This is a genomic window from Brevibacillus sp. NPDC058079 (genome assembly GCF_042885155.1).
Lineage (GTDB): Bacteria > Bacillota > Bacilli > Brevibacillales > Brevibacillaceae > Brevibacillus.
The window spans coordinates 215,749-237,658 of record NZ_JBHVSO010000006.1 but is presented as its reverse complement, the minus strand read 5'-3'; the positions used below and the strand labels follow the sequence as shown (position 1 = coordinate 237,658).

Annotated in this window: 18 protein-coding genes; 10 read left to right on the top strand and 8 right to left on the bottom strand. The window is 48.0% G+C overall.

The window, feature by feature from the left end:
- Nucleotides 1-279 precede the first annotated feature (279 nt).
- The 5 genes from ACFVS2_RS19340 to ACFVS2_RS19320 form a co-directional block, all read right to left on the bottom strand.
- On the bottom strand, nt 280-1,989 hold the full coding sequence (locus ACFVS2_RS19340) for a hypothetical protein (protein WP_173618205.1): 1,710 nt from the start codon (nt 1,987-1,989) through the stop codon (nt 280-282).
- A gap of 205 nt (nt 1,990-2,194) precedes the next feature.
- Entirely contained in the window at nt 2,195-2,860 is a 666-nt protein-coding gene (locus tag ACFVS2_RS19335) for an ankyrin repeat domain-containing protein (protein ID WP_390236900.1), read from the bottom strand.
- A gap of 100 nt (nt 2,861-2,960) precedes the next feature.
- The gene (locus tag ACFVS2_RS19330; protein ID WP_390236683.1) at nt 2,961-4,430 is read right to left on the bottom strand and encodes an S-layer homology domain-containing protein; all 1,470 of its coding nucleotides are present in this window, start codon (nt 4,428-4,430) and stop codon (nt 2,961-2,963) included.
- Nucleotides 4,431-4,765: 335 nt separating this feature from the next.
- Nucleotides 4,766-5,461: a response regulator transcription factor gene (locus ACFVS2_RS19325; protein ID WP_048031238.1), complete on the bottom strand. Its 696-nt coding sequence runs from the start codon at nt 5,459-5,461 to the stop codon at nt 4,766-4,768.
- 15 nt (nt 5,462-5,476) lie between these two features.
- Nucleotides 5,477-6,940 carry a sensor histidine kinase gene (locus ACFVS2_RS19320; RefSeq protein WP_390236680.1) on the bottom strand — a complete coding sequence of 488 codons (1,464 nt, stop codon included), beginning with the start codon at nt 6,938-6,940 and terminating at the stop codon, nt 5,477-5,479.
- A 169-nt stretch (nt 6,941-7,109) separates the two neighbouring features.
- Between ACFVS2_RS19320 and ACFVS2_RS19315 the strand changes: the two genes are divergently transcribed.
- From ACFVS2_RS19315 to ACFVS2_RS19305, 3 genes are all read left to right on the top strand, one after another.
- Complete coding sequence (locus ACFVS2_RS19315; protein WP_390236678.1) at nt 7,110-7,907, top strand: carbon-nitrogen hydrolase family protein; 798 nt, start codon at nt 7,110-7,112, stop codon at nt 7,905-7,907.
- A gap of 108 nt (nt 7,908-8,015) precedes the next feature.
- Complete coding sequence (locus ACFVS2_RS19310; RefSeq protein WP_007722655.1) at nt 8,016-8,264, top strand: hypothetical protein; 249 nt, start codon at nt 8,016-8,018, stop codon at nt 8,262-8,264.
- A 718-nt stretch (nt 8,265-8,982) separates the two neighbouring features.
- Nucleotides 8,983-10,371 carry an L-cystine transporter gene (locus ACFVS2_RS19305; protein WP_390236676.1) on the top strand — a complete coding sequence of 463 codons (1,389 nt, stop codon included), beginning with the start codon at nt 8,983-8,985 and terminating at the stop codon, nt 10,369-10,371.
- Between the two features lie 66 nt (nt 10,372-10,437).
- On the opposite strand, the gene ACFVS2_RS19300 is transcribed toward ACFVS2_RS19305, so the two are convergent.
- Nucleotides 10,438-11,025, bottom strand: coding sequence for a TetR/AcrR family transcriptional regulator (locus tag ACFVS2_RS19300; RefSeq protein WP_390236674.1), 588 nt, complete (start codon nt 11,023-11,025; stop codon nt 10,438-10,440).
- Between the two features lie 144 nt (nt 11,026-11,169).
- On the opposite strand from ACFVS2_RS19300, the gene ACFVS2_RS19295 reads away from it, so the two are divergent.
- Nucleotides 11,170-12,282: an alpha/beta fold hydrolase gene (locus ACFVS2_RS19295; RefSeq protein ID WP_390236672.1), complete on the top strand. Its 1,113-nt coding sequence runs from the start codon at nt 11,170-11,172 to the stop codon at nt 12,280-12,282.
- 81 nt (nt 12,283-12,363) lie between these two features.
- Here the strand turns inward: ACFVS2_RS19295 and ACFVS2_RS19290 are convergent, their stop codons facing one another.
- On the bottom strand, nt 12,364-13,995 hold the full coding sequence (locus ACFVS2_RS19290) for a peptide ABC transporter substrate-binding protein (RefSeq protein WP_390236670.1): 1,632 nt from the start codon (nt 13,993-13,995) through the stop codon (nt 12,364-12,366).
- Nucleotides 13,996-14,218: 223 nt separating this feature from the next.
- On the opposite strand from ACFVS2_RS19290, the gene ACFVS2_RS19285 reads away from it, so the two are divergent.
- From ACFVS2_RS19285 to ACFVS2_RS19260, 6 genes are all read left to right on the top strand, one after another.
- Nucleotides 14,219-14,782, top strand: coding sequence for a hypothetical protein (locus ACFVS2_RS19285; protein ID WP_173618196.1), 564 nt, complete (start codon nt 14,219-14,221; stop codon nt 14,780-14,782).
- Between the two features lie 194 nt (nt 14,783-14,976).
- Nucleotides 14,977-15,432, top strand: a complete 456-nt coding sequence (locus tag ACFVS2_RS19280) for a MarR family winged helix-turn-helix transcriptional regulator (protein ID WP_390236668.1) — start codon at nt 14,977-14,979, stop codon at nt 15,430-15,432.
- A 33-nt stretch (nt 15,433-15,465) separates the two neighbouring features.
- Nucleotides 15,466-16,281: an SDR family oxidoreductase gene (locus ACFVS2_RS19275; protein WP_390236667.1), complete on the top strand. Its 816-nt coding sequence runs from the start codon at nt 15,466-15,468 to the stop codon at nt 16,279-16,281.
- Between the two features lie 95 nt (nt 16,282-16,376).
- Nucleotides 16,377-17,681 (top strand): hypothetical protein, encoded by a 1,305-nt coding sequence (locus ACFVS2_RS19270; protein WP_390236665.1) that lies wholly within the window; start codon nt 16,377-16,379, stop codon nt 17,679-17,681.
- Nucleotides 17,682-18,425: 744 nt separating this feature from the next.
- Entirely contained in the window at nt 18,426-19,685 is a 1,260-nt protein-coding gene (locus tag ACFVS2_RS19265) for an amidohydrolase (protein WP_048031245.1), read from the top strand.
- A gap of 61 nt (nt 19,686-19,746) precedes the next feature.
- Nucleotides 19,747-21,150 (top strand): M20 family metallopeptidase, encoded by a 1,404-nt coding sequence (locus tag ACFVS2_RS19260; RefSeq protein ID WP_390236663.1) that lies wholly within the window; start codon nt 19,747-19,749, stop codon nt 21,148-21,150.
- Between the two features lie 61 nt (nt 21,151-21,211).
- Here ACFVS2_RS19260 and ACFVS2_RS19255 read toward each other — a convergent pair whose 3' ends face one another.
- Entirely contained in the window at nt 21,212-21,898 is a 687-nt protein-coding gene (locus ACFVS2_RS19255; RefSeq protein WP_390236661.1) for a class I SAM-dependent methyltransferase, read from the bottom strand.
- Between the last annotated feature and the right edge of the window lie 12 nt (nt 21,899-21,910).

The following is a 21,910-nucleotide window of genomic DNA, read 5'->3' as shown; positions in this document are numbered from 1 at the left end:
CAGTCTACGCTTCGGCCTACGCCCCGCAAGGGGGATTGACTGTCCGCTCCAGAGGCGCTTGGACTGGAAATGCGCTTCTTTCCACGCAGCTTAAGAAGCTCTGAAATATGAATCGAGATGTCTAAAATCGAAATAACTCCTACAGATTACACAAGAAGATGAAGCAAAAGCAAAAAATTATCTACCTCAAAAGACTTCCAGACATAACTGCCAAAAAGGTCTAACCCCCGAAATAATCATCTCCTGTTCGAAAGTCATGTCACATGGCTTCTCCCGACCTCAACAGTTGGAGGTGAACCTTTCATTTGCAGTAGGGTTAAGGTAGAATGCCCGAATCTCCTCGAGCGTTTTTCTAGCAGGCTGCACGAATTCGCGGTCCCAATCTTCCGGAGGAGAGTCCAGCGAGATGCCCTTTTCCTGCAAGGTTCGAAACAGCTCCTTATCCGCTTGCGTAGGTATCCACCACGTGTAGACGGGATTCGTTTTGCCATTGAGAAACGATTCGAACATAAATTTCACATAGGTAGCTGTAGAGAGTTCGCCGTAATTGACGTCGAATTCAGGCTCGGGTGCCGGATAATCCTCTGGATAGCGGAACGGGCCAAAGTGAATAGAAATACCCAGAAAGCCGACAGGTGGAATGTTGTTTCCATACCCCGGAAGCGAGAACGGCAGATCGGCTGCGAAGTGCAGGCGAATCATGACAGAGTTGATGAATTGCCGTTCGAAGAAACTTTCATTTTGCCAAATGCCGAGTTCTCGTGAAAGAGTATCCCAGTGAATGATGGACGTATTGTGCGCGAGCCAGAAGGAGGACGACATCTGTTCAAACGTTTTGTAAAATTCCTCATCGTAATCATGGAACGGATCGAGCATGTCAAACAGGCTGAAGCACCCATGTTTTCTCCTCCATTTTTGCGCGATGAACAGAAAATCAATCAATCGTTGGATTCGCAGCTCCGGGCTGCTCTCATTATTGGCAAACAGATACGTAGCTTCTATCAAATCGGCAGTGAAGTTGCCGTTAACAAAATCCCAGTAATTGATTTCACCAGCTTCTACGCGTTCTTCATTAATCCGATTCGTATCCGTTTCCCATCGCGCAAAGGTGGTGACATCAATGCCGAAGTAAAGCTCAGGCAAGAGGTCGCCAAAAATATGGAAGCGATAAGGACTGGACTGCTGGAACCAAGATTTGATGAAGTCCAGGCGAGAAGAGGGAGACACGACTGCGGCCCGCTCCACATAGTTCGTTTTGGCAACGGTTGACTCGAATTCTTCAACGGATGAGGCGATCGCCACGAATGGGGCTGCTGATGTCAGGAAGTCCACGCCATCTTCGTCGTTGTCGTATTGCACAATGATGTGCTGGAAGGTTGCCTCAGCCAAGGGAGATAACACGAGCTGATTCCAACGGTGTGCGGTTGCATCGTCAATGGCGCCGATGACGACGATGGGTTTGTCTGATTCTCCGCGAAAAGAAATAGAGGCACCGTTTTGGACGACGATCTTGTTTTGGCAGCGTACGTTGATGGATGTACCTGCTTCAAAGCTGATTGAAGTCCCAGCAGCTATGATGACATCTGCTGGTCCGATCATGTACGGACCATTTTCTGCGGGAAATTCCTCCGATTGATTGATGATCCCCGATAGGCGCTTGTACTTATCCACGTGCAGTTGATAGGTGTGTTGCGGGTCTGGATCAGGCCCAATCGTCAGCTGCACGTAGTAAAGACCATCTTCCACCGGAAAAAAGGGAAGGATGATGGGGGCGTTCGGACTATATTCAGCTTCTGCGAGTTTTGTTCGATGGATGTCATAGATTCTGATGGTAGTCAAAGGATGCGTTAGGTTATTCATGTGAATTTCAATAGCGTCTGTAGAAGTAAGAAAGAGCTTGTACATTTCCACCTTGGGTTCAAGGTTAGGAGAAGCTTTTCGGATTCGTTTGTCCGTTTCCAGAATAGATGTATACGAGCTGACGGTCATGTAAAACAGGCTCCTATCAAAATGGTCTAGGTATATTGGAATAGTCCACTAGTAATTGACGCCTGAATATAGAAAAAGTTTTGAGTTTTGTAGGGTCTTTTGGTCTAGAAAATAAGAAAAAGGATAGGGGTCAGATGAGTTCTGACGATCCTATCCTTTGCTTCTTCAATTAGGTAGTTCAAAAAATCGACTTTCGGGTATTTTCTTATTTACCGCCAGCCTGTGTGAGCATTTCAATCATTTCTTTGTAGCCATGCTTCTTCGAATGCCCGAGAGGCGTCACGCCATCGTGATCAGCGAGATTGACATTGGCATTGTGCTCGATCAGGAGCTTCACGATTTCCTGATGCTTCTTGCCACCATCGCCCAAAATCACTGCTTCTAAGAGAGCGGTCCAGCCCAATCTGTTGACGTGATCAATGTTGACATCAGAGGTGGTGAGCAGTTCCTTGACGATCTCGACATGTCCACGATCAGCCGCAGGAATCAAGGCCGTTCCGCCAAAACCGTTCGTAATGGTAGTGTCGGCACCTGCTGCTATCGAGGCTTTTACGAATGCGAGCTGGCCTGCTGCGCTTGCGAAGAGCAGGGGATTGTCTAAGTTGTTGTCTCGGATGTTGATGTTGGCTCTGCGTTCAACCAACAAGTTGAAAATGTCGAGTTGAGCAGAGTGGACCGCGATCATAGCAGAAGTGCGACCTCTACTATCGGTAGCGTCAATATCCGCGCCTTCTGCAAGCAGCCTCTCAATCGCTGCTTTGTCTCCTTGACTAGTTGCTGTCAATAAGGCTTGATTCAGCTTATCCATTTCAACTTTCACCGCCTGGGTTGCTTGCTGCTCGCCACTCGTCAAGAGGGTATTCCAATTCATCTCACACCCAGTCAGTACGATGGCGATCGTCATAAGACCAATACGCAGTATAGCGAGCCCACACCTTTCTTTTGATTTGGATACCTGCATCATACAAAGACTACTCGACTGTCAGCTCGGCAGAAGATTTGCCAGCCCAATCGCCGACAGGTGTTACCGTGTATGTGGTACCTGCTTTCAGTTTACCATCTTGCTGGATGTCAAACACGCCTGTGGTACCTTTACGGCTGGAATATTTGTACGTCGCCAGCAGTTTTTCTCCGTCTGCACTAGTAAGTTCTACGCTGCGTCCGGAGAACAGCTCGTCTCCTGGGTCCTCTGTCAGGCTAACGGTGATAGAGGTTTCACTAGCTGCTTTGGCTTCGCTGATTTCGAGCGGAGCGATTTCTTTTGCGACGAAGGTTGGATTCGCGATATTCGCCCAGTCGGACGTAATGGTGTACGTAACGCCCGGAGTCAGGACTTGGCCTTCTGGGAGACGGAATTTAATTTCTTGCTTGCCGTCTGTTGATTGTGTGAAAGGCACGTATTTCGCAACGATTGGTTGTCCGCCTTCCGGTGTAATGGTCACTTGTCTTGCTTGCATGGAAGAAATGATTTGATACGTTTTGCCGTCTGCACTGTTGTTTTGATCCAGCACCAATGCATTTGCACCGCGCCCTCCGCTATAGGCAGAGATGACATATCCGTAATCGATGACACCATTTGCTCGCAGGGACTCAACTTCAAACGTGTCGTTTGTTACTTGGCGCACTTCTGTCATGTCGATCTTGGTTGCATTGCCTGCGAATGTGCCCGCCTTTTTCCCTTTGTATGTCAGGGTGTAGGTGGTTCCTGGCTTTTGAACCGATGTCGGCACGATGTAGGTATTGGTAGAACCTGTTTTCAGACGTGGCATATTGGTCAGTGTCAGTCCATCGCTAAAGACAAAGTCTTCTTTTGCTTTGGCAAATGCTTCGTTTTCTGCGGTCAACGGAGCGTCGAACTTCACAATCAATGTAATTTCGTTCAAGGATTGTACGTTCGTGATGGTCGCTTTATCAGAAGGGATTGCCTGGCGAGCCACATTCAACAGATAAGCGGCTTCACCGCGAGTAACGTTGCTGTCTGCGGAGAAGAAGCGTTCCGCCCAGTAGTTAACGGACTTCACATCACGCTTGAGCGCTTTTGCGACGATTTGCGCGAATTCAGCATCTGTCACGGTTCCACGTGGATCGAATTGGCCATCCTTTGCTTGCATGATATCGAGGGATACCAGATCAACCGCGTATTTATAGAACCAGTCATTTGCTTTCACATCCGTAAACGTTACGGATTTATCTGTTTTGCCACCTTGCAAGCCAAAGGTGTGTGCAACCATTTTTGCCAGCTCGGCACGCGTAACTTGATTGTGAATGTTACTGCCTTGCATGACTTTCAGCTTGGAGAGTTCAGTAACGGCTTGTTGAATTTCTTGAGCACTCAGAGGAGTGGAAGCTGCTTGCACGTTCAGTGCAGCGTAAGGAAGGGATGCTGTGCCCATAACAGTTGCGAGCATCATGATCGCGATTTTATTGGAAAACTTTTTCATCAGTTGGTCCTCCTTTAGATCAGTTGAGTGGGTGTTGCTTGACTACCTGTAGGATAGTCGAGAGACCTAAACTGCCAAGAAACAAGGGATTAATAGAATCTAAAAAAGTTCTTAAAAAAATATAAAATGACCTCTATCGAAGCCTGGACATGGAGGAGCGACCGCGCTTTAGCGGAAAGTCATTATGCGCTCCAGAAAGTTTAAGCAATGACGCTTCGAAACGGTGAAGTGATTAAACTTTCTTACACGTAAAAAAAAACCTCCAGCTTTGACGTGGAGCGGAAAATCCGTCCTCGTTTTCGCTGAAGGCTTTGTAATGGTCCTGGTATTCACGCTTAGACAGTAAATCGGTAACCGGCACCCCAGACTGTCTCGATATACTGCGGATTGGACGGATCGACTTCGATCTTTTCACGCAGCTTGCGAATGTGCACCGTAACGGTCGCGATATCTCCGCTGGAATCCATGCCCCAGATTCGTTCGAACAGCTCGTTTTTGTTAAAAACTCGATTCGGGTGCGTTGCTAAAAATTCAAGTAGATTGAATTCTCTTGTCGTGAAAATGACTTCCTGATTGCGTACGTAGACTCTTCGGGATACTTTGTCGATGACGAGACCACGAATATGAATCTCTGCGTTCGTTGGTTGAGGTTGTCGGGCTGTCAAACGCTCGTATCTTGTCAGATGGGCTTTGGCTCTGGCTACTAATTCGCTTGGGCTAAACGGCTTTGTAATATAGTCATCGGCACCGAGATTAAAGGCGCGGATTTTATCGATCTCTTCTTTTTTGGCGGAGACGATCAGGATCGGCACTTCCTTGACTTGTCTGATCTGGCTGCACAATTCGAAGCCGTCCATACCCGGAAGCTGCAAATCAACGATGATCAAACTGTAGTCGCCATTGATCGCAAGCGGCAAGCCTTCGCTGCCAGAGTGGCATAAATCGACCTGAAAGCCGTTCAGTTCAAAATAATCCCGCTCCAGCTGAGCGATAGTCGTCTCATCTTCAATGATGAGGATGCGTGAAGACATGGGAATGTGCACCTCCTATTGTTTGTGGGTACGTTTTAACGTAAAGAACAGACTCGTGCCTGCGCCTTGCTTGCTCTCCACCCAGATTCTGCCGCCGTGACCCTCGACGATCTGGCGCGCGATGGACAGTCCGAGACCGCTACCGCCCGTGGAAGAATTACGAGATTGCTCCACCCGATAAAAGCGTTCGAACAGGTGAGGAATGGCTTCTTGCGGGATACCGATGCCGTTGTCTGTTATTTCAATGGTGGCCCAATGAGCGTCCGCTTGAACCGAGACGCAGATGATTTTCTCAGGTTTATCCATGTATTTTTGCGAGTTGCCAATGATGTTTAAGACCGTACGCTTGATTTTTTCCAGATCGGCGATGACCAGGGTGCCTTCTGCTGTGCGTTGATTCCACTGAATCGTGATGCCCTTCTTTTCCAGATCGTAGTGCAGCTCATCGATGCAGTCATCCAAAAACTGCACGATATCTACATGTTCAAACGTAAAGGGCACTTGCTTCAGATCGAGCTTGGAGTAGAGAAACAGCTCATCGACGAGCAAGTCGAGGTCTACTGCTTTGGAGTAAATGATGTTCACGTACTTGTCCATTTTCTCCGGGGTATCAGCTACGCCATCGCGGATTCCCTCGATATAGCCTTTGATATTGGTAATCGGTGTACGCAAATCATGCGAGATGTTGGAGATCAACTCTTTGCGACTTTCTTCATCCTCAAGGCGAAGCCGCACTGATTCCTGCAATCGTTTGCGCATGTTTTCGAACGCTTCGTTCAGTTGTCCAATCTCGTCCTTCGTTTGTAGATGGAGCTCAAAGTCCAGATTGCCTTCCTTGATGTTCTCAGCTGAATTGCGCAGTAAATCGAGCGGCTTGACGACACTGCGGGTAATCCAGCGGTACAACAAGACGTTTGCGATGACAATGACGCCGAGGAGGAGGAACACGAGCATCGGCAGCAGTTTGCGGATAACCTCACCAAATGGACTGCGCTCGCGGATCACAAAGACACTGCCTTTTGCGCCATCCGAAAACTTGAAGTCAAACTTGGCATACGCATAAAATCTTTCGCCAATGTTGAACGTGTTGCGAATCTGGTTGTTGTTCAAGTCATAGGGCGGCAAGCTGTTTTCCAGCTCGGGCTGATTGATGGTTGGGGAGGTAAAGACTTGATTGCTCTCTCTGCGTACATACAGGCCGGCTCGTACCGTTTTGAGCTTGAAATCGTAATCGGCAAGTAGCTCCTGGTTTTGCAATTGATCCGGTTCATTCTTCGCGAGATATTTCAATTCAAGGAAAATATTCTCTTCTTGTTCAGTCAGCGGATTGAGCTGATAATGCACTTTATAAAAGTCGCGAAAGCTGTTGAAATCGCCTGTCGCTGCAATCGTAAATAGACTGGCGGCTACGAAAAACGTCAGCAAGCTGATTACTAGCATCCCTGTGTAAGAGAGCAGCAGCTTAATACGGATGGACATGGACTCACCTACTTTCGATAGGGTGAAAATTTATATGCAAGATGACAAGTCCATTATATACAAGACGTCCAGCTGGTAAAGCATAATTACTTGGAACTCGGTCAAAATCAGTTATACTAGCAAGTAAGAAACCGAGAGCTTTGTATGAATGGGAAGGACGGGGATATTCATGAAAGTAGCCATTGCACAACTTACAGCGACGATGGATAAGACGCAAAATTTGCAAAAAGCAGCCGATTACATCGCAAAAGCAAAGGCAGCAGGGGCAGATTTTGTCATCTTGCCTGAAATGTACAGCGCACCTGCCACGCCAAAGTCGGGAGTAACGCCAGCAGAGGTAGCGGAAAAACTGGATGGTCCATTTGTTTCCGGCTTGGCAGAGCTTGCTCGGGAGAATGGGGTTTATGTGGTTTGCGGTGTGTTTGAATCCATCGAGGGTGATGAAAACCGCGCCTACAATACGACTGTTTTTCTAGGCCGTGAAGGACAACTGCTGCATGCGTACCGTAAAACGCATTTGTATGATGCCTTTTCCTACACAGAATCGGACTTCATCGCGCCTGGAGATAATCCATATCAAGTGGTGGAAACAGAATTCGGCAAAATCGGGCTAATGGTTTGCTACGAGGTGCGCTTCCCGGAAATCGCGAGACAGTTTGCGCTCCAAGGTGCCGATATTTTGTTTGTGCCAGCTGGCTGGGTAGCCGGAGCGATGAAAGAGGATCACTGGGAGACACTGGTTCGTGCGCGTGCTATTGAAAACACGATGTTTGTATGTGCGGCTGATCAGGTCGGAAATATTTTTGCCGGACGCAGCATGTTCGTCGATCCGATGGGTGTCGTGATTGCAAGTGCAGGGGAAGAAGAAACGTTATTGATCACAGAACTGGATGTAAGTCGGATTGAACGAGTACGGGGCAAATTGCCAAGCGTAGCCAACCGCCGAGCGGAACTGTATACCAATTAAACGCCTATGCACACTTTCTTTTTTGTTCAATATGATGGTAACAGATAATTAGTCATTATTTTGGCCCTTATGTAAGCGTCATCATCATGAGAGAGGGAGTGTGTACGAATGTTCTGGTTCGTATGGGCTGTCGTCGGTGTGGTCGTTTGGTGGGCAATGAGCTTGATCTGTACAGGAAAAGCGGCAGGATCAGGCTGGTGGGCTTCGCTCATTGCTGCTCTTTTGGGTAGCTGGCTGGGCGATTTGGTACTGGGTGATTGGCTGTGGATGTGGGCCGGCTTCAACGTCATTGCCGGAGCCATTGGTGCGGTCGTCCTCACCTGGCTGTGGTGTTTGGTGGTGAAGCAACTGAAATAAGCGAAACGATATCGTATTACAAACTAACCAGGAATCGTCCAAATGGGCGGTTCCTGGTTTTTTCATTGGTCACTTTATATGTGGCTGCGGTGGGGAGAAGAATATTTCCAGTCTAGGCTTCAGTGCTCCGTCCCACTGTGGGAATAGACTGCCCGCTGCGAAGGGCTTAGCGGGGAAACGCAAAAGTGGTAGCCGCTACGTCGCGTGGGCACGGTTGCGTTTCTATTTCCCGCTAATCCCTTCTCCGCTCGGTAGGACTTCACAATTCGCTACGTCTGGAAATATTCTTCTCTAGCGTTGCTGAATGCATTTTTCAATCTTTTTAAGGCGTTAAAAAATCGGATTGCGCTGAAAGCTCGTAGAGGAAACAGGAGAAAAAAGCGAAGATCTTAGGGACACCGACCGAGACGCAATGCAAAAAGCGAAACACGCCTTAAGCGTCCACCTCTGATACACATCCTGAATGGACTACTTTGGACGCGGTTTCGCTTTTTGCATGGAGTCGTGCAGTCAATCCCCCAGGGGGTGGCCCTAGAAGCTGAGCGTTTTCTCCTGTTTCCTCCCCACGACTACAGCTGAATATTATGTACCTCTGTAAGACAGTTTGGAATAATACAAAAACAATTCATACTTGACCAGTAGGGATTGTTGGTAATATAACTATATCTATACCGAATACAATAATGAGAGGTACATAGAACGAAAGGGAGGGGAATATATGTCGACGTTACTGATCATCGTAAACATTGTTTTGTTGCTCTTATTCATTGCTGGATTGTACGCCATGCAAAAGAAGCATATTTCTTTTTCCAAGCGGGTATTTGTCGGTCTCGGACTCGGAATTTTATTTGGACTCATTTTGCAATACGTATACGGAGCCAAATCGGACGTACTCAAATCCACCATCGAATGGTACAACATTGTAGGGAAAGGCTATGTGAAGCTGCTTCAAATGATCGTAATGCCACTGGTATTCATCTCTATTTTATCGGCTTTCACCAAAATGAAATTAACCAATAACATTGGGAAAATCAGTACGCTGATTATCGGACTTTTGGTAGGGACGACTGCTGTCGCGGCAGCGATCGGGATTTCGACTACCTTGGCATTTAATCTCGACGGGGCACAATTCCAGCAGGGGGATGCGGAATCCGCTCGGATCGAACAGGTAGAGCAGCGCTTGGGTGATATCGAGAACTTGAGCACGCCAGCCAAAATTTTGGAACTGCTTCCTGCGAATCCTTTCCTCGATCTGACTGGAGATCGTGCGACTTCTACGATTGCCGTCGTGATTTTCTCTGCGATTATCGGTGTTGCGTATTTAGGGATAAAACGCAAAAATCCGGAGCAAGCTGAATTGTTTGCGAAAATTGTGGACGCATTCCATACGATCACGATGCGTGTCGTGACGTTGATCTTGCGCCTGACGCCATATGGCGTACTGGCAATCATGATCAGAGTCGCAGCTACCAGCGATTACAATGCCATCTGGCAGCTGGGCAAGTTCGTTGTCGCTTCGTATGTGGCGATGATTATCATGTTTATCATTCATCTGTTGCTGTTGACGTTTGCAGGATTGAATCCAATCACCTATGTGAAAAAAGCATTCCCTGTCCTGACGTTCGCCTTCACTTCGCGTACGAGTGCGGGCGCGTTGCCGCTGAATGTAAAAACGCAACAAAGCATGGGGGTTCCTGAGGGAATTGCCAACTTCGCAGGCTCCTTTGGACTCTCCATCGGACAAAACGGCTGCGCTGGTACTTATCCAGCCATGCTGGCCATCATGGTGGCTCCAGTCGCGGGGATTGATCCGCTGACACCATCGTTCATCCTGACGCTGATCGCAGTAGTGGCACTCAGCTCCTTCGGGGTTGCAGGTGTAGGGGGCGGAGCGACCTTTGCAGCACTGCTCGTCTTGTCCACGATGAATTTGCCGATTGCCATTGTCGGTCTGCTCATCTCCGTTGAGCCGTTGATTGACATGGGCCGCACAGCGCTAAACGTAAGCGGAAGCATGACGTCCGGACTCTTGACGAGCAGAGTGACAAAAGAGCTGGATACAAAAGTATACAACGGCACAGAGTACCAATCGTCTGTGACTGTATAAAAAAGGAACCCGGTTGTATTGCCTCTGTGGCAGATTGCATCCGGGTTTTTCTGTATGCAAAATGTCTCATGAATGTGTTCCGATACTCGGATGACCGTTTTGTACCCATTCAAAAATGTACTGTTGCATGGTGCTGGACAATTGAATCGCGCCCATGTCTTTTTCATTTTGCAGCGTCCAGTTTAAAAGCACCATGGCATTTGCAACGTAGAGCTTGGCCAGATAGTCAACCGAGACAGTTGGTGAAGACAGTGCCTTGTCCAAGTAAGAATAGCAGGCGTTGTATAAGATGAGCTCAACCTCTTTGCTCAAATCAGCGGAGGGAACATGCACGTTTAGCAGCGTGGCAATTTCCGTTTTATTCGCCGCGGTCAGATCGATGATCATTTCAATAACTTTTGCCACGTTGCCATGTTGGATGGACACGAAGCGACGCGCCATTTCTTTTTGAAAAAAGTCGGCCTGATACTTGACCATTTTTTCCAGCAGGTCGTACTTATCCGTATAGTGGCTGTAAAAAGTGGACTTGCTGGTGAGTGAGCGGGTACAAATATCCTTGATCGTAATTTGACTGAAATCTTTTTCCTTCAGCAGACTGACGAGCGCGCTGGCAATGCTTTTTTTGGTCTTATAGACGCGAACATCTTCATTCATCCAGTCAATCTCCTTTCAAAAGTTGCTTTTCGAACCATCAGTGTGCATATCGTCCGATTTCGTACGAATGAAGTGTTTTTGCTTATGGTTCGTTCAAGGTAATCCCGATACGATGGGCTTGTAACCGATCAGAGGAGGGATACCATGTTTAAAATGTACGTGGACAACGAACAGTTCAATTTGCAAATCAATCGTTTTATCCATGACTACTATGAGGAAGATGAACGGGCCAGCAGCGATTTGAAAACGATCGTTCCAAGATTGACAGATACAGAAAGCTGGTATGAGGCTTGGAGAGAACATGCTGTCATGCGGGAAGATAAGCAGGATTACGATCTGGCTTCCGCCTATTATCAAGCAGCGGAATTTTATTTGCTGCCATCAGATCCGAACAAAGAGATAATGTACCAGAAATACCGCGAGACGTTTTATAAGGGATTCCATGATTTTGACTATGAATCCTTTCAAATTCCTTATGAAAATTCTTATTTTCCAGCGATCAGATTGTTCACGCCTGGTGCCACCAAAACCTTGCTAGTATTCGGGGGCTATGATTCCTACATGGAAGAACTCGTGAAGATGATGAGATTTTTGAGAGGGATTGGTTACCATATTATTGTCTTTGATGGTCCTGGACAAGGAACCGCACTAAAAAATGGGCTGAAATTCATTCATAGCTGGGAGAAGCCGATTGCGGCAGTCATTGACTACTTTCAGTTAAAGAGAGTCAGCGTGCTGGGAGGCTCATGGGGCGGATATTTGGCAATGAGAGCGGCCGCTTTTGAAAAACGGATCGATAAAGTGATTGCCTTCAATATTTTCTATTGCGGCCTCGATGCGCTGAAAATACGGATGCCGGATGAACTGTGGAAGAAGCTGACTGCCCTGTTGGCTACGGATGAAGCCGAGCAGGTCAATGCGATGTTTGAAAAAATGATGGAGGCAAGTATTGACGTGAAGTGGAAAATCACAAAAGGCATGGAAAACACAGGGGAGACAACGCCATTTGGCCTCTTGAAAAACTTTGAGAAGCATACGATGGAAGGGATTGGTGCATTGATCAACCAGGATGTATTGCTCCTGGCAGGGGAGGAGGATCAGTACGTTCCCATCAGCCGTCTGCCGCAAATTCAGCAGGAACTGTGCAATGCAGCGTCGATTACAACGAAAGTCTTTACCAGGGAAACGGGCGGCGAGCAGCATTGTCAGGCTGGGGCTCGTCATCTGGCATTTGATGAAATGAAAAAGTTTTTGTAAGAAAATGTGTACCGAAACAGAGCAACAGGCTGTACCGTCTGCGAAGGACTGGTACAGCCTGTTGTTCATGTTGCGTCGTTCTTATTTATTGACGGATGTGTACTTGAAGTACGCCCCACCGAGCGGGAAGATGATGAAATCTTTCACTTTGTCGTTCTTCACATACGGGCTTCCCCGGAAGTTGATCGGAGCGAGCGGCATTTCGTCCATCAAAATCGTTTCTGCGTCCATCAAAATTTGCTTGCGCTTGTCGAGATCAGGCTCGTTGTAGCTTTTGTCGATCAGCTCTTTGAACTTGGCATTTTCCCAATCTGGGTGGTTGTTTCCGCCCGTTTTGTCGCGGAACATCTCCAGGAAGTTGATCGGGTCGTTGAAGTCTGCACCCCATTGGAAGCGGATCATGTCAAAGTTCGCTTGCGATCTCATGTCGCGGTACACCTTCAGCTCTGCCGTGTACAGCTTCACGTCGACGCCGAGTGCTTTTTTCCACTGATCTTGCAGGGCTTCGGCCAGTTTTTTGTTGGTATCATTCGAGTCAAAGGTATAGGTAATAGTCGGGAAGGTCGAGAGTCCGAGCTCCTTCATACCTTCTTCCAGCAATATTTTGGCTTTTGCCTGGTCTTCTTTAAAGTAGCCGTCTGGTTTTAATCCCATGGAAGTCGGTACCCAACCGTAGGCGGCTGGAACACCCGTCTGCAAAATATTATCGATGATTTCCTGACGGTTGATGGCATAAGCGAAGGCTTGGCGAATTTTTTTGTTGTTGAATGGTGGTTTGTTTGTATTAAAAACAACGGATTGTGTGCCCGGATTATCCGCGACCATCAGCTTGCCCGCATCTTTGAGTGTAGGGATTGCGTCAGTCGGAAGTGTTGAGGCAGGATAGCCGCCCCAGTCGATATCGCCATTTTCAAACATCGAGAAAGCTGTATTGTTGTCCTCGATCATAGCGATTTCAATCCGCTCGAGCTTGACGTTGTCTTTATCCCAGTAGTTCGGGTTTTTCGTAAAGACGATTCTGCTTTTGTGCTCCCACTTGTCCATGATGAATGGACCATTTCCCACGATTGTTTTCGCTTCATCCGCCCATTTTGGGTTTCCTTCCAGCGTTTTTTGATGCAACGGGAAGAGGGTCGGGAAGAAGGTTAGCTCACGGAAAAATGGAGTCGGTGACTTCAGGTTGAATTCGACGGTGTAGTCGTCTACAGCCTTGACGCCTACATCCTCTGCTTTGCCTTTCCCCGTATTGTACTCCTCTCCTCCTTTAATGTAGTAAAGCTGATAGGCGTACTCGGACGCTGTTTTCGGATCGAGGTTGCGCTTGATCGCATAGACGAAATCATGGGCGGTGACAGGGTCTCCGTTACTCCATTTGGCGTCCTTGCGAATTTTGAAGGTGTAGTTCATGTAATCCGGCGAGTTGGTGAAGCTCTCAGCCGTAGCATTGACGAGTTGACCATTCAGGTCATAGCTGGTCAAACCTTCAAAGGCAGCGTAAATCATGTCAAACGAATCCGCGTCGACGGCGATCCCAGGGTCCATCGAAGGCGGCTCGCTGTTGATGCTCCATTTTAACACCATCGGCTCTGTTTTTGTCGCTTCTGTAGGTGTAGTGGAGCCAGTGGGTTGAGCAGGTGCGGAAGAGTTCGAGCACCCCGCTAGTACCCCGAAAAGCAAGGTAAGACAGGTTGCAATTGCCAGTCCCTTTTTCATAAATACCCCCCTTAAAAATGATAGAAACGTATATTCAGAATATTTGCTTGCGTTTTCGATAGCAAAGGAATTTTTTTAGTTTCTCGATAAAAAATATTTACTTAGGTCATTGAAAGATAGGAATAGTGGTATAAAATTAATTGATTTTTCTCAAAGTTTTACTCGTTTTTAAAGATATGGTATATTTTGGTAGATATTAATGATAGGAGAGGTGGGAATCACTATGTTCAAGAAAATGGTTTTTTCAGCATTAAGTGTAGCCGTATTTTCTGCAGTGCTAACGTCTCCGATTCAAGCCACAAACACACCGTCTATGGTTAGTGGGCAGGAAGAGCAATCATTAGCTGCTGCCAAATGGAGTTCAGATGAGGAATGGATTAAAAAATCTTCTCCTGTTCCACCGGGGTGGGTCGTCATTCGTGAAGACTTAGGTTCAAAGCTAATTAAAAATACAGCAGGTGCTCCCTATGGTACGGAATTAAGAGTTAGCAAATATTCTCCCGTTCCACAAGGGTGGGTAGTTTTAAGAGATGAATTGGCTGGTAGGGTGATAAAATATACAACAGGAGCATCTTATCGTACGGAGTTCAATGTGACCAAGTTCTCTCCCATTCCAACTGGATGGGTTGTAACGCGTGAAAATTATGATAGCAAAACGATCATGAATGTAAATGGAGCTCCTTATGGAACCAGATTATTAGTAAGCAAATATTCACCTGTTCCACCAGGATGGATTTACGAGGGACAAGTGGCTAATGGTAAGTACATTAAAAACTTGAATCGCTAGTATTCAAAACATAGATCTTTGAACTCAACTTCATAATGGAATAATTTTTTCATAGAGAAAGAACTGATGGATAAGGTGTATATAACCATCAGTTCTTTTTATTTCTATTTCAGACGCTGTGCCCATTGACAAAAAAATACAGATGGATTACATTTCGAGTTGTTAAGCGCTTAACTAAATAAGGGGGGAAGAGCATGGCAGATGATCTCGAAACGTATGTAAACCAGCCCCCTTTACGGACAAAAGCATTCTTTTCCTTGGTAGACGCCACCGCAGATTTGGTGGGGCTCTCAGAAAAATATTGGCATGCAAAAGGCATGAACGGTGCAAGAATCCGACTATTGGTAGAGATCGCGAAGCATGGTGACAGTATCCTGCCTTCACGCTTGGCAGCGTGCATTGGAGTGACGAAGGCCAACATTAGTCTTTTGCTTGCACCACTGGAAACAGACGGTCTGATACACCGGGCTCCCCATCCCAAAGACGGCAGAAAATCCGTAATCTCACTGACGGAAGCAGGGAAACAACTTCTTTTCGTGCACCTTCCTGGGAATCGCCAGGTAATTGCAGAGGGGCTAAAAGGACTGGAGGAGCAGGAGCTGCATCAACTGATTTTTTTATTAGAGAAAATAAGGCAAAGTGTGAGATGAACTTTGAGCTGTAGGGAAAAAGGGGGCAAAAGCATGTCCATTCTCATCACAGGAGCAACGGGCAAGCTAGGGAGCTTGATTATCGAACAGCTTTTGAAAAGGGTGGAAAGAGAACGCCTCATTGCCTGTGTACGCCAACTGGACAAAGCCACACGGCTAAGAGAGTTGGGAATCGAGGTAAGACAGGCGGATTATGATGACCCTCTGTCTCTGGAACGTTCTTTTGCGGACGGCACGAAGCTTTTGTTTATTTCCAGCCCGCACACTGATGATACCGTTCGTGTACGACAGCATAGTCATGTCATAGAAGCGGCGAAAAAAGCTAATATCACTCACATGGTGTATACCAGCTTTGCCTTTTTGGAAAAGGCAAATATCTCGCTCACGCATCTCCATTTGGCAACGGAACACGCCATTCGCACGACAGGGATACCGTATACGTTTCTGCGGAATGGACTTTACAGTGATGTGATTGCGGCATTTGGTATTCAGCAGGCAATCGAAACAGGAGAGCTTATTACATACCCTGGCAAGTGGAGCTTTCACACAGTGACACGCGAGGATCTTTCATTGGCTGCTGTCACTGTCATCAGCACAGAGGGGCACGAAAATCAGACTTACGAGCTTACAGCTTCCCGAGCTTGGAATTTCGCAAAGCTGGCTGAAGTGTTGACGGCACAGACAGGCAAATCTATCAGGCATCGGGAGGACCCTGTTGCAGAAAGTTGGCTGTATCGCTTCTTGATGCAAATTGATGCGAGCAGCACGACGACGGATTTGGAGAGAATCATCGGCAAGCCCACTGCTTCACTCGAACAAATGGTTATGCAAATCATGGAGCAAGCGTAGTACAGCATGCTTGGCATCCAGTAGACAAAGAGAACGGCACATGATATGAATGAGGAAAAGGTGTCGATCATGACTAGGTAGGAGATAACGCCCTTATGTATAGAATCGGTGTTGTAGGACCACGGCCTTCGGTGGAGCGGATACTGGCGGTTGCCAATGAGTTTGAGCATGAGATCGAATTTGTTCCTTTTCGTTATGAGGACGTTCGTGACGTGAGCAAAATCGTTCTGGAGCATCATCCAGAATTAAACGGATGGTTTTTCTCTGGACCGATTCCGTTCACGATCGCGAAAAACGTACTCAGCCCGGATGCCAATATCGTGTATTGTCCACCGAACGGTTCGAATCTGTATCGCTGCTTCATTCAGATGTCGATTGATCAAAACGCAGCCGTGAACCGCGTTTCCATCGACATGATTGATTCGGAAGGGACACATTTGCGCGAGTCGATGTCGGAGCTGGACATACCCGACGAGGGGATTTACGTCACTATGTACGACGAGCAGTTTGACCTCGATGCCATCACGCAGTTTCATGTATCGCTGTGGCGAGAAGGGAAGACCCAAGGTGCATTTACCACGTTTTCTGTGGTCGAGCATGCCTTGCGCGAAGAAGGCATTCCCGTCTATCGTGTCCTGATGACGAAAATGGAGATTCGTCAGGCGATGAAAATCGTCATCGAAAAGGTGAAAAGCGCCTATTTCAAGGACACACAAATCGGGGTAGAGATCATTGAGCTGGAGCAGTTTGATAAGATTCCCGAGCGGACTAGCACGCGCTTTTACTTGCAGCATCTGGAGCTGAAGATCAGACAAATTCTGCTTGCGCTCTGTGATCGGCTGGACGGCTCTCTGCTGGCAAATGGCAACGGACGCTACCAGATTTTTAGCTCGCGTGGTGCGATTCAACGAGAGATTGAAATGCTACGACATACAGTGGAACAGCTCTCTTTGGAGGCAGAGGTACCGGTTGCAGTAGGTGTGGGCTTTGGAGATACAGCTTTTTCTGCGGAAAACAATGCGCGAAAAGCAATCCAGCACGCAAAAGAACGACCGGGGGCGGGCATTGTCGTCGTACAGGATAATGGCGTCATGATGGAATCGGTGGGAGAAACAGAGGAGCTCGCCTATTCGTTCCGCTCCAGTGATCGCGAGCTGCTGGAAAAGCTGAACCGGGCCAATGTAAGTGTCAAATCGTATCACAAGCTGCGTGCGCTGGTTCAGCGGATGGGCTGGAAGACGTTTTCGACGACGGATATCGCTTCGCATTTGTCGATGACGGTACGGAATGCCCAGCGCATCATGGGCAGCTTGTGCGAAGTGGATTTGGCTGAGTTCAGCGGGGAAGAGCAGCAAGCTGTCCGTGGACGACCAAAGAAGCTTTATCAACTTAAAAAATGAAGGCACCCGACGTGATGTTCGGGTGTTTTTTTATATCATGGGGCTGCGGTGGTGAGAAGAATATTTCCAGTCTAGGCTCCAGGCTCCGTCCTGCTGGGGGTTAGACTGCCCGCTCCGAAGGGATTTGCGGGGAAACGCAAAAGTGGTAGCCGCTTCGACGTAGGAGCACGCCTAAGTTTCTTTTGCCCGCAAATCCCTTCTCCGCTCGGTAGGACTCCACAAGTCGCTACGCCTGGAAATATTCTTCTCTGGCGTAACTGATTGCGTTCTTCATTAATTAAAAAGCTTTAAAAATCGGATAACAAGGAAAGCTCGTAGAGGAAACAGGAGAAAACAGCGAAGATCTTAGGGACACCGACCGAGACGCAATGCAAAAAGCGAAACACGCCTTTAAGCGTCCACCTCTGAGACACATCCTGAGTGGACCACTTTGGACGCGGTTTCGCTTTTTGCATGGAGTCGTGCAGTCAATCCCCCAGGGGGTGGCCCTAGAATCTGAGCGTTTTCTCCTGTTTCCTCCCCACCACAACAGCTGGACAAAGTTCGCTATTTTTCAAGAAGTCTAACAACTTCTATTGAAAAAACAGAGAGGCAGCTATATAATTCAATTAAGCGAAATTGTCTTTTAATATTCGTATATTGTAAGGGTTTACATTTGCCAGTCTTCTCATATTTCTAGAGCTTGCCTATCGGACCTGGGCATGGAAAAAGACATGCTCCAGAGTTAACAGGAGGAATTGAACGATGTTGGATCTGGTTTCGTTGCGAAGAGATTTTCATAGACACCCAGAGGTAGGTTTTACGGAGTTCCGTACCGCTTCCAAGGTAGTAGAGATTTTGACGTCCCTCGGCTATGAGGTCATATACGGACAAGAAGCAATCGATGGAGATTCCCGTCGTGGCTTGCCTTCCGAGGCGGTTCTCGAGGCAGCGTATGAAAGAGCTTTGCGTGACGGTGCAAACCCGGCAATCGTTGAAAAAATGCGCGGTGGCTATACAGCAGTGATCGGTGTGAAGAAAGGGAAGGCACCTGGACCAACGGTTGCTTTCCGTTTTGATATGGACGCACTGCCTGTATTGGAAAGTACGGAGCAAGACCATTTTCCACAAGCGAATGGCTTCCGCTCCCATTATGAAGGCAACATGCATGCCTGCGCTCACGACGGTCATACCACGATTGGCTTGGGATTGGCAGAAGCGCTTGCAGCAGGAGATTTTTCCGGTACGCTCAAACTGATCTTCCAACCAGCCGAAGAAGGTGTTCGCGGTGCATACGCGATCGTGGAAAAAGGCCATTTGGACGATGTTGACTATATTTTCTGCAACCATTTGGGTGTCAATGTGCCGCTCGGTGAGGTACATGGCGGTTCCTATGGATTTTTGGCTACCACGAAAATGATGGCGCATTTCTACGGTGTTTCTTCTCATGCTGGTGCGTCGCCAGAGCAAGGGAAAAATGCATTGCTCGGAGCGGCTACTGCCTTGTTGAACATTCATGCGATTCCGCGCTTCAGCACTGGTGATACGAGAATCAATGTGGGTGTGCTAGAAGGCGGGACAGCAGCGAATATCATTCCGGCCTATGCCAAGATGGTTGTGGAGACTCGCTCCATTACCGAAGAAGTAAATGCAGAAGTAGAAAACCGCGTACGCAACATCATCGCACACAGTGCCGCTATGCATGAGCTTGACTACAAAATAGAAGTTGTCGGGGGAGCCATCCCGATCAACTACGATGTGGAGATGGCAGAGCTGGCACTGGAAGAAGCCAAGCAGGTAGAAGGCTTCCATTCCTTTAAGCACGGCGATTACAACTCAATGGGCAGTGAAGATGCCAGCTTTATGATAAAACGCGTTCAGGATCGTGGCGGAAAAGGAACGTACATGGCAATCGGTACGGATATCCCGGCGCCTCATCATCATCCGAAATTCGATATACAAGAAGAGATTTTGCCACGCAGCGTAGCGCTTTTGAACCGAATTGCAAGACGATTGCTGACGTAAAACACGTTCCTAACTGAGCGGAAAAGCACGTGGACAACGAGGGCAGAGAGGATGTTTGCGAATGCATACCAAGCGAATTGCAGAAATGATTGAGAAAAAACGAGATGCCTTTATCAAGGTGAGCGACCAGATTTGGGATTTCGCGGAGACACGTTTTGAAGAGTACCAATCTGCTGAACTGCTGGCTCAAACACTCGAAGGAGAAGGCTTTCAGGTTGAGCGCGGAGTAGGCGGAATCAAAACGGCCTTTATCGGAAGCTTTGGCAGCGGCAATCCTGTCGTGGCGATTCTGGGAGAGTTCGACGCGCTGTCGGGCATGAGCCAGAAAAAAGGCCAAGCTACAGAAGAGCCTCTCGTAGCGGGTGCAAATGGCCATGGCTGCGGACACAACTTGCTCGGTACCGCTTCTCTTGCGGCAGCCGTTGCAGTGAAAGAGTACATGGAAGAGAACAACATGACGGGGACTGTTCGTTACTACGGCTGCCCAGGAGAAGAAGGTGGGTCCGGGAAAGCGTTCATGGCGCGAGCAGGATTGTTTGATGACGTGGACTTCGCACTTTGCTGGCACCCAATGGGCTACAACAGCATCATGTCCATCGATTCGCTCGCGAACTATCAAATCTACTTCAAGTTCAAAGGGAAGAGTGCCCATGCGGCAGCAAGTCCACATCTCGGTCGAAGCGCACTGGATGCAGTGGAATTGATGAACGTCGGCGTGAACTACTTGCGTGAGCACATCATCCCGGAAGCACGTGTGCACTATGCCATCACGAACTCCGGCGGCTTGTCGCCAAATGTGGTTCAACCAAAAGCAGAGGTATTGTACCTCGTACGTGCGCCAAAGGTTGATCAAGTACAGGAGATTTACGAGCGCGTATGCAAAATTGCGCAAGGCGCTGCGCTTATGACCGAAACGGAGGTAGAGATCGTATTCGACAAAGCGTGCTCAAACCTCGTACAAAACAAGCTACTCGAAGAGGTCATGTACAAAAACTTCCAGGATCTGGGCGTCCCTATGCATGATGAAATGGAGCTGCAATTGGCAAAAGAAATGCGTGCGACTCTATCCAAGCAGGAACTCGCTACTTCGGAAAAACAGTCACCGGACATGCCTGCCCCAGACATGGTGACATGGCTCAACCCATTCGACGGATCAAAAATCCCGCTGAACGGCTCCACGGATGTAGGGGATGTGAGCTGGATTACGCCGACCGCGCAATGCACAACGGCTTGCTATATGAACGGCTCCACGCTGCACTCCTGGCAATGGGTGTCTCTCGGGGCAACATCCATGGCACATAAAGGGATGCTGCATGCGGGGAAAGTCATGGCTTCTACAGCGATTGACATGCTAAATCATCCGGAGCTGATCGAACAGGCAAAAACCGAGCTGAAACAGCGTCTGGGCGGTCAAACGTATGTGTGTCCGATTCCAGAGGGTGTCATGCCTTCTGTGAAAAAATAAGAGACACTCGGAAATAACAAACGGACGACTTCTGAATGATCAGGGGTCGTCTTTTTTGTATTCATACAGTCAGCCACCATACCCCGGCACATTCCGGCAATGTCATTAGCTTTTCCCGAGCGACTCTGTCCGCAAGCTCCTCTCCAAAGAAAAACCGTGAAAGCTGTTCTGCTTCCTCTAGGTCTTTAAACTGATAGTCCAAGCGAATCCATTTGTGTGAGAAGCCGTATTTGTTTTCTAACAAGGAATAGTACTTGATAAGAAATTCGGGTGGGTGCGGTGTTTCATATCCGGTCCCCATCGTCTCCATGATGACGATCGTGCCACCAGGACGAAGCACGCGTTTCATCTCCTGAATGATCTTTTCAAGATGGAGCTCGTTGTTGGGAACTTCAGAACTAGTGAGGTAACAAACCGTCCACCCCGCTACGATGACATCCGTACTGTTATCGTCTGCGGGAAGTTCACGATGATCCGCTACGTTAGTTGTCCAATTGGAAAGACCGGCTTGCGTCAGCTGTTGAGCATTCACTTCTAGCATGGCAGCGGAAGCATCAAGAGCAAGAATGGACTTGGCATGAGGGGCGAGCACAGACGTAAGTCTTCCTGAGCCAGCTCCCAGATCGATGACGTCCTGTCCCTTGATGGGGGTGATTTCTTCGATGATAGCGAGCAGACTTGGTTGTCTGGAAATCATCAAATCGTACTGTTTTGCTTGATTTTTATAAATTTGTTCGTGGTTTGGCATCGTTCACCCTCC

Excerpts from the sequence above, each read along its gene's own strand:
- ACFVS2_RS19340 (WP_173618205.1), bottom strand. The coding sequence starts at position 1,989 with ATGACCGTCAGCTCGTATACATCTATTCTGGAAACGGACAAACGAATC.
- ACFVS2_RS19335 (WP_390236900.1), bottom strand. The coding sequence starts at position 2,860 with ATGAATTGGAATACCCTCTTGACGAGTGGCGAGCAGCAAGCAACCCAG.
- ACFVS2_RS19330 (WP_390236683.1), bottom strand. The coding sequence starts at position 4,430 with ATGAAAAAGTTTTCCAATAAAATCGCGATCATGATGCTCGCAACTGTT.
- ACFVS2_RS19325 (WP_048031238.1), bottom strand. The coding sequence starts at position 5,461 with ATGTCTTCACGCATCCTCATCATTGAAGATGAGACGACTATCGCTCAG.
- ACFVS2_RS19320 (WP_390236680.1), bottom strand. The coding sequence starts at position 6,940 with ATGTCCATCCGTATTAAGCTGCTGCTCTCTTACACAGGGATGCTAGTA.
- ACFVS2_RS19315 (WP_390236678.1), top strand. The coding sequence starts at position 7,110 with ATGAAAGTAGCCATTGCACAACTTACAGCGACGATGGATAAGACGCAA.
- ACFVS2_RS19310 (WP_007722655.1), top strand. The coding sequence starts at position 8,016 with ATGTTCTGGTTCGTATGGGCTGTCGTCGGTGTGGTCGTTTGGTGGGCA.
- ACFVS2_RS19305 (WP_390236676.1), top strand. The coding sequence starts at position 8,983 with ATGTCGACGTTACTGATCATCGTAAACATTGTTTTGTTGCTCTTATTC.
- ACFVS2_RS19300 (WP_390236674.1), bottom strand. The coding sequence starts at position 11,025 with ATGAATGAAGATGTTCGCGTCTATAAGACCAAAAAAAGCATTGCCAGC.
- ACFVS2_RS19295 (WP_390236672.1), top strand. The coding sequence starts at position 11,170 with ATGTTTAAAATGTACGTGGACAACGAACAGTTCAATTTGCAAATCAAT.
- ACFVS2_RS19290 (WP_390236670.1), bottom strand. The coding sequence starts at position 13,995 with ATGAAAAAGGGACTGGCAATTGCAACCTGTCTTACCTTGCTTTTCGGG.
- ACFVS2_RS19285 (WP_173618196.1), top strand. The coding sequence starts at position 14,219 with ATGTTCAAGAAAATGGTTTTTTCAGCATTAAGTGTAGCCGTATTTTCT.
- ACFVS2_RS19280 (WP_390236668.1), top strand. The coding sequence starts at position 14,977 with ATGGCAGATGATCTCGAAACGTATGTAAACCAGCCCCCTTTACGGACA.
- ACFVS2_RS19275 (WP_390236667.1), top strand. The coding sequence starts at position 15,466 with ATGTCCATTCTCATCACAGGAGCAACGGGCAAGCTAGGGAGCTTGATT.
- ACFVS2_RS19270 (WP_390236665.1), top strand. The coding sequence starts at position 16,377 with ATGTATAGAATCGGTGTTGTAGGACCACGGCCTTCGGTGGAGCGGATA.
- ACFVS2_RS19265 (WP_048031245.1), top strand. The coding sequence starts at position 18,426 with ATGTTGGATCTGGTTTCGTTGCGAAGAGATTTTCATAGACACCCAGAG.
- ACFVS2_RS19260 (WP_390236663.1), top strand. The coding sequence starts at position 19,747 with ATGCATACCAAGCGAATTGCAGAAATGATTGAGAAAAAACGAGATGCC.
- ACFVS2_RS19255 (WP_390236661.1), bottom strand. The coding sequence starts at position 21,898 with ATGCCAAACCACGAACAAATTTATAAAAATCAAGCAAAACAGTACGAT.